Source organism: Microbacterium sp. LWS13-1.2, assembly GCF_040144835.1.
In the GTDB taxonomy this organism is placed as follows: domain Bacteria; phylum Actinomycetota; class Actinomycetes; order Actinomycetales; family Microbacteriaceae; genus Microbacterium.
The window spans coordinates 1,416,753-1,429,519 of the sequence record NZ_CP151632.1 but is presented as its reverse complement, the minus strand read 5'-3'; the positions used below and the strand labels follow the sequence as shown (position 1 = coordinate 1,429,519).

Genomic DNA, 12,767 nt, shown 5'->3' with positions numbered 1-12,767 from the left:
CACGCGATCATGGCCCCGCTGCAAGACGATGTGCGGGGAGCTGTGATCCGATCAGCAACACACCAACGCAGCCATCCGACGCCTGCACGCGCTCTGGGTGCGATCGCATGGGTCGAGCTGAGGCTCCGTCGCGGAGTGGGTAAGCCCACTTGATCAGCGCCACACTTCTGGTCTTCCACCGACATCGGCCTATCTCAGCGGTCGAGTGCGGTGGAGTGCAGGGACCGTGGAGTACCGCAGCGCCGGAGCGCCAGCGGAGGTGCGAGGATACGCCGCGAAAGCCCGGCACGGAGCCGCGCGCGAGCGCTACACTCTCGGGCTCGGTGGGCCGCCCCCGCGTTAGGCGACCGAAGTCTTCCCGGGGCGATGGGTGCAGACGGCACAGGTGCCGTCGGCGACGAGTTTGTGGCCATCGATGTTGCAGTCCCACGCCCGGCTGGGGACTGGTCGTGGACGGGCTTCAGACGCCGCTCTGGCGCGCGCGCACGCACCGCACGGCTGTCGGGTGCCGCCCGGATGCTTCGCGCAGTGAGGCGAGGGCGCGTTATGCGTGACGTCACGCGAGTCGTCACCCGTCGCGTAGGCAGACGCTCTCTTCAAAGTCCTTAACTGGCCTGTGCCTACGTTCGCCGTCACGTCACGCGTAACGCTGTCCGGCACGTCGGCGAGGGCGTGTGTGCCGTCGCGCTGACGATCGCGGTAGGCCTTCTGGCGGCGTCGTGCGCCCTCCCGGTAGCGCTCGACCTCCTCGGCCGTCGACTGGCGGAGGTCCTCCGACCAGCCGGGCAGCAAGTAGCCATCTTCGACGCGGCGCCAGATGCCGGCGGCCTCGAGCTCATCGAAGGCGCTCTGGTCTTCGCCGTCAGGGTGCAAGTACTTGGTGTAGCGGGCGGGGATCGCACCGTCCGTACCCTGGCCGTTGCACCACATCAGCGCACCGGCGAGGACGCGGAAGGCTCGGTCGCTCAGGTTGTCGATGCGGATGCTCCCCAACCACTCCGCCGGGAGCCGTGCGTCGACCATGATGATCGCGCGCAGACGTCAGGACTCGACGCCGAAGACGCGCAAGAGGGCGGCGCGGGGGATCATCCGGCGAGGTCCCAGCTGCACGGTCGGGATCGTGCCGCGTTCGACGCCGGCCTTGATAGTGCGGTACTCGACGCCAACCAGCGCGGCGGCGTCTTTGTATGTCAGCGCCAGCGAGTTCTCCGAACGGTTCATGATCTGTACCACCCTCTCGTGAGCCACCTTTGACAGCGAGTGCCCACACCGTAGCACGCGATTGAGCCATATGTGTCATGAATGCGTCATGTCGCACCTTGCTCGCTATTTCGCGACCTGTCATGATGACGATCATGGTGAAGCTGGAGACCGCCGACGTGAGCCCGGAGCGCGTGGAGGTGGGCAACGGCGTGAGCGTCCCGCGTTCCTGGACGGCGATCGTTCGAGACGAGCCTGGTGTCCCCGGCGCCATCCGTGTGCGGGTGGAGTTCGATCCGCGGCTCGCGCGGAGCGCCGCGGTGTCGGTGACGGTCGAACGTGCGGGAGAGGGCGACGAAGTCACCAGCCTCACCCTGCGAGAGGTGCGCGTGCAGGCCGCACTGCAGGCGACGGGCCTCCTAGTTTCCACAGTTGCCGACGGTTCCAAGGCGCCCGTGACTGGCGCGGCGTACGTTAGGCGCATGCGGGAGCGGACGGATAGATCAGCTGCCGAGAATGTGGTCGACGCGGCAGCGACGTATCGGCTTGCGGTCGCAGTCAACCTGCCGCCGCTGAAGACCGTGTCGGACTGCCTCGGCGTGAGTCAGAGTACTGCGACGCGATTGATGAACCGTGCCCGCATCGACGGCTTGGCTGCTGGCATTCGTCTCCCGGATGCGGACGCAACCGGCCCGGTTGTCGGCCCGTCTCGGACCAGCGGGCCATCGATCAACTGAGGAGAGGGAGCATGGCGCGGCGCGTGAACCACGAAGGCACCATCTCGCCTTACACGACGCCGTTAGGCGAAACGCGCTACCGAATCGCGTACTGGGTGGCCCGTCCCGATGGCGAGTTGGTGCGCCGATTCCGCCGTGGCTTCGAAACGGAACGCGCCGCACGTGAGGAAGTGACGGCGCTGCAGGTCGATATCCGGCGGGGAGTCCATGTCGAGGAGACACGCGAGACGCTCAACTCCTACTCAACGAAGTACTTCGACGGCCTACGGGTGCGACCAACCACCCTCGCCGGCTACCGGAAGCACTACCGTGTGCATGTCGAGCCCGCCTCGCTCGGACGCACACCGCTGAGCGAGATCACGAAGGACCAGCTGAACCGGTACTACCGCCAGTTGGAGCGCGACGGCAGGAGAGACCGGGGACACGTTGGCGAGCCCCTCGGTGCGGCGACTATCCGGCACATCCACGTGTTGGTGTCACAGATCCTGCAGCACGCGCTGGAAGACGGGCTGGTGCGGGTCAACGCCGCCAAGCGGGCCTCGCCGCCGACCAAGCTGGAGGCCGCGCCACCCGAGATGATGACCTGGTCGGCGGAGGACGCCCGACTGTTCCTCGATTGGTCGGAGTCGAGCGGCGACTACCTCTGGCTCGCATGGCTCACCCTGCTGGGCACCGGTATGCGGCGTGGCGAACTGCTCGGGCTGAGGTGGAAGGACGTTGACCTCGAGAACAACGTCATCACGATCGCCCGCGCTATGTCGTACGTGAAGGAATCCGGCAAGAAGCCGGTCATCGACTTTCACGCGACCAAGAGCGGCCGCGTGCGAAACGTTGATATCGACGCGCGGCTTGCGTCGACGCTGCGTACAAAGCGGGATATGCTCCGAGCAGTGGCGCCAGAACTGGCGCGGGGCGAGCAACTGATCTTTTGTAACCGGTTCGGCCGGCCACACAACCCGACGCAGTTCTCCCGTCAGTGGCGCGAGCGTATGGCCAAGGCCGGGGAGGCCCACCCGGATCTCGACGCTCTGCATCTGCACGAGCTGCGGCACACCCACGCGACGCTCCTACTACGCGCCGGCGTTCACCCGAAGATTGTTTCCGAGCGCCTCGGACACGCTGACATCCAGACCACCCTGAACACCTACTCGCACGCCGTGCGCACTCTTCAGCGGGGTGCTGCCGATCTCGTGGGTGAGCTACTGTCGCGGGACTCGTCGCGTGTCGCATTGGACTGAATCACCTGGCCGCCGTCTCGCCAGATCGCGAGATGCCAGGCGTCTGAGCAGAAGGATGCGATCGTGGTAGGCACGGCCCGACGCAACATCAACGCGGGGCGCTGTGCGCATCCCACTAGCATGTGGACATGTCGACTGTGGGGACGCCGGCCCCGTTGCCCCTGCCGCCGATCGTGCGTGGCTCGCCCAAGCGATTCACCGATCTGATGGAGGCCTATCAGGAGGGACTGGTCCGCGCCATCGCTGCCGCGAGCGGAGTGGTGGTGTCTAGACCGGAGATCGACGAGGGCATTGACCTCACGCTCACCCACCGTAGTGACGTCCACACCCACGTCGAGTCCGCGCGGTTGGAAGTGCAGCTCAAGTCGACGTACACCGCGTCGACGACGACCGGGTTCAGCGTCCAGATCAGCCGCGACCGATACGACTACTTGCGCACCCCGAACCCATCGATCGCGAAGATCCTGATCGTAATGTCGGTACCCCCCAGCCAAGATGACTGGATACACGCGACCGACAAGCGTGCGCGGGTCCACAATGCGGCGTACTGGGTCAACCTCGAGGGGATGCCGTCGAGTGCCGCCGCGGAGCCGACGGTCACGGCACCTTTCACGCAACGCTTCGATGACCGTGCGCTGTGCGACATGATGGTCCGGATCGGCAAAGGGGGTGCGCCGTGAGCCTGGAGCTCGCCACCGATGCGGCGGAGATCGTAACCGCACTCCTGCGTCGTCTCTCCTGGGCGCCAGCTTCTAAGGCGCTCGGGCGCTACGAGGTCTGGACGCCCGAAGAGACCGATTCTGACGAGGTGATCGTCCCGATCAACCCCGAGGCGGGCGACTATGCCGTGCTGCTCGAACGCGCGCGCCGCCACATTCTTCGCCGGTATGGCGCCGAAGCCGAGCGACTGGAAGCGCTGCTTCTGATCTCCGCCGCAGCCGACCTTGATTCCACCAAGTGGCAGAAACAGACGTCAGTCGACGCCGGCTTGATCCCTTGGATCGAGGGGGAAGCTATCTACGCTGCCGCGAGAGAGTCGCTTGTCTCCGCAGCACGTGCAGTCCGGAGTAAGCGATCGGTGCAGGGAAAGGCGAGTCGCTACCTGGCAAAAACCTTCATGGAGCAGGTGTTCATGGGGCAGACAGAGGTCGGCAGCTTCATCGTCACTGCCCACGTGCCCGCGTCCACTCGTTTCCACGTCTCAAAGAAGTCCGAAGAAGCTGCCAAGGTCGATCAACGCAAGGCCGATGTTGTTTCGGGGCGCGCGATCGTTGATGTGTTCGAGAACTCCATCGCCGCGGTGCGGGATGCCCTCACGGAATACAAGCGATCGCCTCGTATGGAGATGTTCGAAGACCTCGTGCCGGAGGGCGTCTCGTTCGAGTTGATTAGGTCTCTCGCCGCCCTGGCACGAGATGGCGACGCCGCGGTTACCGTTCAGCGAGGAGAGGCCTCTACAGCAACTCGAGAGATTACGTTTGACGCCGTCGAGGCACCCGTTCTGGACCGAGTGGCCGCTTCGTTCGCGAAGGTTCCTGAACCGACTCCCGTTGAGATCGTGGGCGAGGTTAGCCTCCTCGACAACTCGACCGCCGCGCCGATTCGTCTCGTTCGCGTCGACGTGATGAAGGGTGCAGCGGCACGACGTGTGCGTGTGCGCCTAACACCGGAGCAGTACGACACCGCGGTGGCGGCCCACGCCGCCCACCAATGGCTGAAGCTCTCGGGAACGCTCGAGAAGGACGGACGAGATTGGTGGCTCTATCACGCATCGGATGTTGGCCAGACAACGCCCGCTGAGGGACCCGCCGGAATTCAGCAAACCGTTTGGGATGATTCGGCGCTCGAGGACGACGAGTAGCCGCACTTTCGAAGCGAGCAACTGAATCGCCGAAGAGCGCGCTCCTCGGCGCGTGGCGACTAAATCGGCGTACAGGCGAACCTGTCACTCAATGGGACGTGGCGTGTCAGCAGACCGCTAGCGCACATGCGGTCACGTTTCATCCATGGCCGGATTTGGCCGGGACACGAGAGGTGTGCAAGCGGGACTTCCGGCCGCGTTGGCCAGACAGTGAACGATAACTGTGCCAGTACGCGTGTCACGCAAGATCGGGCGAGGTCGCGATCCCAGTGTTTTCTAGGCAGAACGGTGGCGGAGGATGGGGGATTCGAACCCCCGAGGGCTTGCACCCAACACGCTTTCCAAGCGTGCGCCATAGGCCACTAGGCGAATCCTCCAGGAGGCCCCGGAGGGCCGTCGACCATCCTACCCTGCGCGGCTACCGTGCCCGAACCGGCGCGCTTCCCGCATAGACGCTGCCCGGACGGATGATGAGCGATCGCGGGGCGAGCAGCGCCAGGATCCGCCGTGACGGCGGCACCGACGCCAGCAGCGCGACCCTCACGGAACCTGCGGCGTCGGCGGCGGCATCCCCCATCCACTGCGAACGGTTGCCGGCACGCGAGTAGCTGGCGCGCTCGATGGCGAGGACGACCGTGTCCATCTCGGATGCCGGTGCGCCGTGCTGCTCGACCAGCCGGCGTGCGAACGCGCGAGGGGTCTCGCTGGCGGGAACCGTGATGCCGACGTCGATCGCCGCCTCCTGGACGGACTGCCACGCAGCGGCGGCGTCACCGCCTCGAGCGGCGGCGTCCTGCGTGCGACGACGCAGTTCGCGGATGAGGAAGGGCAGCGAGAGGAGCACCATCACCGCCGCGACCACGCCGAGGATCGGCAGAGGGTCGAGGCCGGTCTGCGATGCATCGCCCGCCGCGTTCTCGCGCTGCTCTTCGAGGTCGATCTGAGCCTGGTCGCCCGGTGCCGTCGGCGTGGCGCCGGTCTGCGGGTTGGCGGCATCCGGGTCGGTGGGCTGGCCGGGCAGCGTGGCCTCGGACGAGAAGGTCGTCGGCACGCCGAGACCCGACGTCGGCTCGAACGGGATCCAGCCGATGCCTTCGAAATACACCTCGGGCCATGCGTGCAGTTGCGAGCTGTACACCGAGAAGACCGGCTGTCCGTCGATGCTCTGCGTCGTGGGCGTGCCGGGCAGATAGCCGACGACGATCCGCGACGGCATGTGCAGCGTCCGGGCCATGAGGGCGAACGCCGATGCGAAGTGGACGCAGTAGCCCTCGCGCACCTCGAGGAATTGGGCCACGGCATCGGCGCCGCTGCCGTCGAAGCCCTCCTCGACGGGAGAATCCAGCGAGTACAAGAAATCGCCGCCGCGGAACCAGCGCTGCAGCGCCGTCAGCCGGTCGTAGTCGGTAGTGGCTTCCGCCGTCATCTGCAGAGCGAGCTCTCCGATCACCTGAGGGATGTCGGTGGGCAGCTCCGTGGTCTCGTCGCGCACCTGCGCTCCCACCGCCGATGCGGCGCGCACCTGCTCGAGCGAAGGCCGCGCGGGGGCGTAGGCGACCTCGTACGACTGTCCCTGGGTCGAGCTGTTCGTGGAGGCGACCGTGTGGTTGTAAGGGACGGCGCCCCACAGGCCGGCGCTCAGACCGTCGATGCCGATCGCCGGGTAGGGCACCGGGGCCCACGGCGAGTCGAGGTTGATGATGTCGACCTTCGCCGAGTAGTCCGTCACCCGGATGTCATCGTCGGCGTCGACCGCCCCGAAGGCCCTGTCCGCGTCGAGCGAGATGGTCTGCGCACGATCCGGCGACCACACCCCGCCCTCGAAGCGGGAGAGCGTCGTCGCACGCAGGTACGGCACCGACGGCGCGTTCGTCCGCAGGCGCAGCACCTCGGCGTCCTGCGGGCGGCGCAGGTCGTCGCCGAGCTGCAGTGTGGCGTCGATCCCCGGCCCGGGGCCGAGGCCGGTTCCCGCACGTGCGCCCGGCTGGGGCAGCACCGGGGTGGCGACCACCGCTACGACGATGGCGATCGCGCCGATGCCGAGCGCCGTGGCGGGAACGCCCGCAGTGCGCTCCGCCTCGCGCTCCAACGGCTTCTCGCGCGAGCGCGTCTCGGACCGGATGAGGAAGAGGATCGTGATCGCGAGGAACACGAAGCCGATCACATCGACGTCGCTCGGCGCCGCGATCGCGGGGATGAGCGACACCGCGACGATTCCTACGGAGGCGAGGAGCGGCATCCGCGCCGTCACGACGACGTGGTCGACGACGATCGTGAGCAGCCCCATCGCCCCGACCACGATGAACGCCAGCGACACCGTGGGCTCGAGCGGGGCCGCGCCGACCGTGATCTCCTCCATCGCGGATTCGACCAGCAGCGGCACGGCGCGGATCGTATCGAGCGTCGGGATCGCCCACAGCAGCGCGGTGTCCCGCAGGAACACCAGGGTCATGAACACCGCCCAGACGGCCGCCTCGATGAGCGTGACCGCGACCGCGGGGAGGCGGTACCGACGAGCGGTATAGCCCGCCGCCAGGATCATCGCCGCCAGCAGGAGTGCGCCGATGAGCCACCAGCCGGGGTCGATCACCCGCACTACCGGCAGCAGCGCCGCCAGGAGCGCCGCCAGGATCGAGATCGTGAGCAGCCGCTCGCCGCCGCGTCCGCGGCCGGGCCGCGCCGACTCAGCCGAGGACATGATGCACCCCGCGGCCGATCGCGTTGGCCCACGCGATGGCGAGGTCGCGGTCCGGGCCGATGGAGGCGACATGCCAGCCGTGGTCGGCGGCGATGTCGAGTGCGTCGCCGACGGGGCCTGCGGTGAGGAGGATGGGCAGCGTGCTGTGGTGGGCGACCGACCCCAGCGCGACCGCGTCAGCGGGATCGAGTCGGCCGACGATCACCACGATCGGCCCGGTCGACAGTCCGGCGAACAGCCGCGACAGCCGGGGGAGGGCGTCGTCACGGTGGGCCGTCACCGTCGCGAACTGGACCAGCATCGCGTCCACGTCGGTCATGTCGCCGCCTTCGATGCGGTCGACGAGCACGGTGCCCTCCGAATCGAGGACCTCGACGGCGTATCCGTCGTGCACGAGCCGGGCGACCGCCGACACGCAGGCTGAGACGCCGGCTTCGAAGCCCGGGTCGGCGCCGGGTGCTCGCAGCGCCTCGGGCGACCAGCGCAGCGCCGCACGGTCGAGCACGACGGTCGCCTCGGGAGTGGACTCCTGCTCCTCCTGCCGCACCATCAGCTCGTCGCGATGAGCGGTCGCGCGCCAGTGGATGCGGCGCATCGAGTCGCCTGAGGCGTAGGGGCGGGCGACCAGGTTGTCGGCGCCCTGGCCCAGCTGATCCGTCGTGGTGTGCAGCATCCCTCCGGTGGCCCCGGCGTAGTCGATCAGCGGTGGCAGATCGACGACCGCCGGGGCGACGGTGACGGGTGTCCGCTGGTTGAAGACGACCGTGCGCCGGGCGAGCCCGAACGGGTCGGACGACCGCACCGTGAGCGGGCCGATGGAATGCACACCTCGCCGTGCACCGATGAGGGTGTACACGAGGTCGATGCTGCGGACGCCGCCGCGCTCGCCGCCGCGCAGTCCCGAGCCGAGAGCCGGAAAGGCGCCCTCCGCCTTTCCGCGGAGTCCTTTCGGCACGGTGTCCCGCCAGGTGCCCGGCGCCGTCGGCAGTGCGGTGCGAACCTCGACCCGCACCGACACGCGCGCGTCGCGCCCCACAGAGGCGACGTCGGGCACGAGCGATCGGGTGACCGCGTCGGTGCGACGGCCCACGTACAGCGATGCGACGCTCGCCGCGACGACGGCCAGCAGCAGGATGCCGAAGTACATCAGCTCGGCGAGTCCCGCCTCGTTGGCGACGATGAAGCATGCGATCGCGAGGACCAGCGCTCCGGTTCCCCGGACAGTCAGCGGCCACACGCGTCTCATCGTCTGCTCACTGACGGGAGGCGATCGGCACCCGCACGTTCGCCGCGATGCGCTCCAGGATCGTCGCGATCGCGTCGGCGGCGCTGGTGCCCCGCGCGCCGCCCGCGGCGCGCGTCGGGATCAGACGGTGCGCGAACACGGCCGCCAAGAGAGCGGTGATGTCGTCGGGGATGACGAACGCGCGTCCGTCGAGAGCCGCCCACACCTTGGCCGCGCGCACCAGCTGCAGGGTCGCACGAGGGCTCGCGCCCAGCCGTAGATCGCTGTGGGTGCGGGTGGCCTGCGCGAGGGCGACCGCGTAGTCCTCGATCGCGGGAGCCACGTGCACCGCCCGGGCCCACGCCACGAGTCCCGACACCTCGTCGGCCGACACCACCGGCGCCAGCTGGTCGAGGGGATTCGCGGTGTCGCGCTGGCGAAGCATCAGAGCCTCCGACCGCGCATCCGGGTAGCCCATCGAGATGCGCATCATGAAGCGGTCCCGCTGCGCCTCGGGGAGGGCGTACGTCCCCTCCATCTCGAGCGGGTTCTGCGTCGCGACCACCAGGAACGGCTCGGGCACGTAGTGCGTGCGGCCATCGACGGTGACCTGGCGCTCCTCCATCGCCTCGAGGAGAGCTGACTGGGTCTTGGGCGACGAGCGGTTGATCTCGTCGGCGATGACGATGTTCGCGAAGATGGCGCCGGGCTTGAACTCGAACTCGCGTTCCACCGGGTTGAAGACGCTCACTCCCGTCACGTCGCCCGGGAGCAGGTCGGGCGTGAACTGGATGCGACGGACGGTGGCGTCGACCGATGTGGCCAGCGCCCGCGCCAGCATGGTCTTGCCGACACCGGGCACGTCCTCGATGAGGAGGTGCCCCTCCGCGAGCAGGCACACCAGCGAGCTGCGCACCGCGTCGGGCTTGCCGTCGATGACGGTGCCGACCGCGTCGAGGATCGCGTCGGTGATGCGGGCGAACCCCTCCGCCGTGAGCGCGCCGGCCGGGGCGTCGGGTCCCGTCCGGGCATCCGTCGCAGTATCGACCATCGAGGCCTCCTGTTCCGCCTGCGAGCGGGCGGGTCCGGCGGGTAGGTGCGAGCGTCTTCGCCCACGGCTCGATCCTAACCACGGCGCGCGCGGTGCGGCACTGGGAGAACGCTGGATGCCGGCCGCCCGCCGTCGGCCGCCTACACCGACGCTGCCGCCATCAGCAGCACCGAGACACCCATGCAGGCGAGCTGTGCCCGGTCGAGAGACCGGTGGGCCCGCGCCAGGAGGAGCGTCGAGAAGGCGGCATACGCGACCGCGCCGCCCAGGAGGACGGCCAGGAGCAGCGTGCCCCCGCCTCCGTGCCCGTGCGCCGCGCCGCCTGCCGCGGCGACCGGGTCGTGCCCCATGCTCAGCTGCAGAGCGGCCATCGCGATCAGCCCGAGGCCCGTGTGCACCGCCATGCCGACGCCCGGCCGGGGGTGCGTGCCCGACGCCGCCCGTCCGCGCGGACGCCGCCAGGCGGCCAGCGCCATCGCGGCGGCGATGAGGAGCGCGGTCCAGTACACCGGGGCGACAAGCCGGGTGAGGGCGGCGTCGAGCATCGCGACCAGCATGAGGACGGATGCCGCGGCGTCGGGCCACCGCGCCCGGCCGCGGTCGGCTGCCAGACAGCAGGCGCCGATCGCGGCCGGGGCGATGGCCCAGGCGTGGAGCAGTTCGGTCACGGATCAGCCGTGGTGGTGGTGCGCGTCGTGCGCGTGCCCGTGCTCGCCCTGACCGTGGCCACCGGCGTCATGCGCGTGGGCGCCCGGGGTCGGTCCGTAGCCGCCCGTCGCGGCGTGCACGTGACCCGTGCCCGCTGCGCAGTGCGCCGACTCGGGTGCCGGCACGTGCAGCGTGGGGTTGCGCTCGAAGAAGTTGTACGGCTTCAGGGTGAACTTGGCGTAGTCCATGGGCATCACCGGCCAGTCCTCGTTGCGGGGGAAGTGGGTGAGCCCGAACGTGTGCCAGAGCACGACGTCCTCGCCGATCAGGGGCTCGTCCCCGGCGATGAAGGCCGGCAGACCGCCTCCGCCCGGGTGCTGGTTGACGAAGTCGCCGGCCGCGTACCGCTCGGCGGGGTCGTACTTCGTCACGAACAGGTTCTTCGTCGCGAACGCGGCGCGCGAGGCGATCGACGACGCATCGTCGGCGAGGAGCACCGGCGTCTCGGTGGGGAAGAGCACGTAGGAGGTGGGCTGACCCATCGAGGTGGTCTTCTCGGTGGAGGCGATCTGCCAGACGCGGTTGCGGGCGCCGTCGGCGACGCGGCCCGAGACCTTCTCGGACGCGATCGGCACGACTCTCTTGGTGAACGCGTTGCCGGCCGGGTTCTCGGCCGAGATCGGCACCCGCACGGCGTCGATCTCGTTCACGACGTTGGCGACGCCGTCGACGGTCATGTCGAGCCGCGCCGAGAACAGGTGCTGGTGGTACGGGGCGCCGAGACCCGGGGCGACCTCCGAGGCGAACGGGTAGGGGGATCCGTCCTCGTTCACGCCCGGGTACGCGGAGGTGAACAGGATGCCCGTGAGCTTCGCCTCGCACTCGATGGTGCCGTCGAGGTAGAGGTACCAGAAGAACCCGTAGTCGTAGTTGCCGACGGTGGTGAAGAACGAGATCACCAGCCGCCGCGACCGCCGCACCTCCGATGCGCCGGTGAACAGATCGGTGTGCTTCCAGAGCGAGCCGAAGTCCTCTTCGTGCATGCACACGCCGTTGCGCACGGTGCGCGGCATCCCGAGCTCGTCGGCGAGGATCGCATCGACGTACGTGATGTCGCCCACGCAGTCGCAGCCCAGCTCGAGCTCGTTGGTGTACCGGCCGAAGAGATATTCGCCGGTGTCGAAGTAGTTCTGCCAGAACCGGTTCGGCTGCGGGTCGGCGTAGGGCACCACCATCTCGCTGATCGACCCCCGGTACATCACCGGGCGTCCCGCGAACGAGAGCTGTCGCAGGATCAGGCCCTCGCGCGTGTCGAAGCCGATCCGGAGGTCCCACTCGCCCCACGTGACGTGCTCGCCGTCGACGTTCAGGCTCGATCCTTCGGGCTGCGTGATCACGATGGGCTTGAGGCCCTCGAGGGGCGCGCCCTGCAGGGCGGGGTCGTCGTAGTTGCCGCTCGTCTGGGGGATGTCGTACCCCGGGTTGTCGACGACCTTGATGACCGAGCGGGCGGCGACGTCGATGTAGGCGGTGAGTCCGTCCACCGGGTGCGCCCACGGATGGTCGGCGGCGTGGAACTGCTGGAACGCGAACGTGCGCAGGATGCGGCGCCCGGCCTCGTCCTCGTACCCGTAGCTGCCCGCCGACAGCGGCACGAGCACGACGTCCTCCGGCGTCAGCCCGCGAGCGGCGAGAGCGGCCACCCACTCCGCGTTCTCGTTGGCGATCACGCCCACCTCTTCGAACTCGGCGTCGAGGATCGGCAGCTGGCCCGCGGTGCCGTCGAGCTCGACGGTCGAGACCACCTCGCCGTCGGCCAGCGAGACGACCAGGTCGAGCGATCGGGCCGATCGCATGTCGAGCAGCTGCACGCGTGCCCGGCGCTCGGGGACTGGGCCGGTGCCCGCCTCCCACGCCAGGATCTCCGGCTTCGGCGCCTCTTCGAGACCGACGTAGGCGAATCGTGTCGCCTCCGTCGTCGTGTCCAGTCCGAGCACGACCGCGCGGACCGCTTCGATCTCGGCGGGCGTCAGTGAGGCGAGCGGATGCCGGGGCGCGGGCGGCGCCGCGAAGCCCGAGGCGGTGGCGATGTCGGTGATGGTCATGGTG

The 12,767-nt window shown here is 68.7% G+C and carries 11 protein-coding genes and 1 tRNA gene; 4 read left to right on the top strand and 8 right to left on the bottom strand.

Annotation, left to right across the window (positions count from 1 at the left end):
* Positions 1-339: 339 nt before the first annotated feature.
* Together MRBLWS13_RS06840 and MRBLWS13_RS06835 are read right to left on the bottom strand one after the other, a co-directional pair.
* Positions 340-1,023 carry a hypothetical protein gene (locus MRBLWS13_RS06840; RefSeq protein ID WP_349428262.1) on the bottom strand — a complete coding sequence of 228 codons (684 nt, stop codon included), beginning with the start codon at positions 1,021-1,023 and terminating at the stop codon, positions 340-342.
* A gap of 18 nt (positions 1,024-1,041) precedes the next feature.
* A complete protein-coding gene (locus MRBLWS13_RS06835; protein ID WP_349428261.1) occupies positions 1,042-1,221 on the bottom strand; it encodes a helix-turn-helix domain-containing protein in 180 nt (59 codons plus the stop codon).
* 122 nt (positions 1,222-1,343) lie between these two features.
* Between MRBLWS13_RS06835 and MRBLWS13_RS06830 the strand changes: the two genes are divergently transcribed.
* The 4 genes from MRBLWS13_RS06830 (at position 1,344) to MRBLWS13_RS06815 (ending at position 5,036) form a co-directional block, all read left to right on the top strand.
* Entirely contained in the window at positions 1,344-1,937 is a 594-nt protein-coding gene (locus MRBLWS13_RS06830) for a hypothetical protein (protein ID WP_349428260.1), read from the top strand.
* An 11-nt stretch (positions 1,938-1,948) separates the two neighbouring features.
* Entirely contained in the window at positions 1,949-3,175 is a 1,227-nt protein-coding gene (locus MRBLWS13_RS06825) for a tyrosine-type recombinase/integrase (RefSeq protein WP_349428259.1), read from the top strand.
* A gap of 128 nt (positions 3,176-3,303) precedes the next feature.
* On the top strand, positions 3,304-3,855 hold the full coding sequence (locus tag MRBLWS13_RS06820; RefSeq protein ID WP_349428258.1) for a DUF4365 domain-containing protein: 552 nt from the start codon (positions 3,304-3,306) through the stop codon (positions 3,853-3,855).
* A complete protein-coding gene (locus MRBLWS13_RS06815; RefSeq protein WP_349428257.1) occupies positions 3,852-5,036 on the top strand; it encodes a hypothetical protein in 1,185 nt (394 codons plus the stop codon). Before MRBLWS13_RS06820 ends, MRBLWS13_RS06815 begins: the two co-directional genes overlap by 4 nt.
* Positions 5,037-5,325: 289 nt before the next feature.
* On the opposite strand, the gene MRBLWS13_RS06810 is transcribed toward MRBLWS13_RS06815, so the two are convergent.
* From MRBLWS13_RS06810 to MRBLWS13_RS06785, 6 genes are all read right to left on the bottom strand, one after another.
* Positions 5,326-5,413: transfer RNA gene (locus MRBLWS13_RS06810), tRNA-Ser, on the bottom strand.
* A gap of 41 nt (positions 5,414-5,454) precedes the next feature.
* Positions 5,455-7,734 (bottom strand): DUF3488 and transglutaminase-like domain-containing protein, encoded by a 2,280-nt coding sequence (locus MRBLWS13_RS06805; protein ID WP_349428255.1) that lies wholly within the window; start codon positions 7,732-7,734, stop codon positions 5,455-5,457.
* Positions 7,721-8,980: a DUF58 domain-containing protein gene (locus MRBLWS13_RS06800; protein WP_349428254.1), complete on the bottom strand. Its 1,260-nt coding sequence runs from the start codon at positions 8,978-8,980 to the stop codon at positions 7,721-7,723. Before MRBLWS13_RS06800 ends, MRBLWS13_RS06805 begins: the two co-directional genes overlap by 14 nt.
* A 7-nt stretch (positions 8,981-8,987) precedes the next feature.
* On the bottom strand, positions 8,988-10,010 hold the full coding sequence (locus MRBLWS13_RS06795) for a MoxR family ATPase (protein WP_349428253.1): 1,023 nt from the start codon (positions 10,008-10,010) through the stop codon (positions 8,988-8,990).
* Positions 10,011-10,150: 140 nt separating this feature from the next.
* On the bottom strand, positions 10,151-10,678 hold the full coding sequence (locus MRBLWS13_RS06790) for a hypothetical protein (RefSeq protein ID WP_349428252.1): 528 nt from the start codon (positions 10,676-10,678) through the stop codon (positions 10,151-10,153).
* A 3-nt stretch (positions 10,679-10,681) separates the two neighbouring features.
* Positions 10,682-12,763, bottom strand: coding sequence for a primary-amine oxidase (locus tag MRBLWS13_RS06785; protein ID WP_349428251.1), 2,082 nt, complete (start codon positions 12,761-12,763; stop codon positions 10,682-10,684).
* Positions 12,764-12,767: the final 4 nt, after the last annotated feature.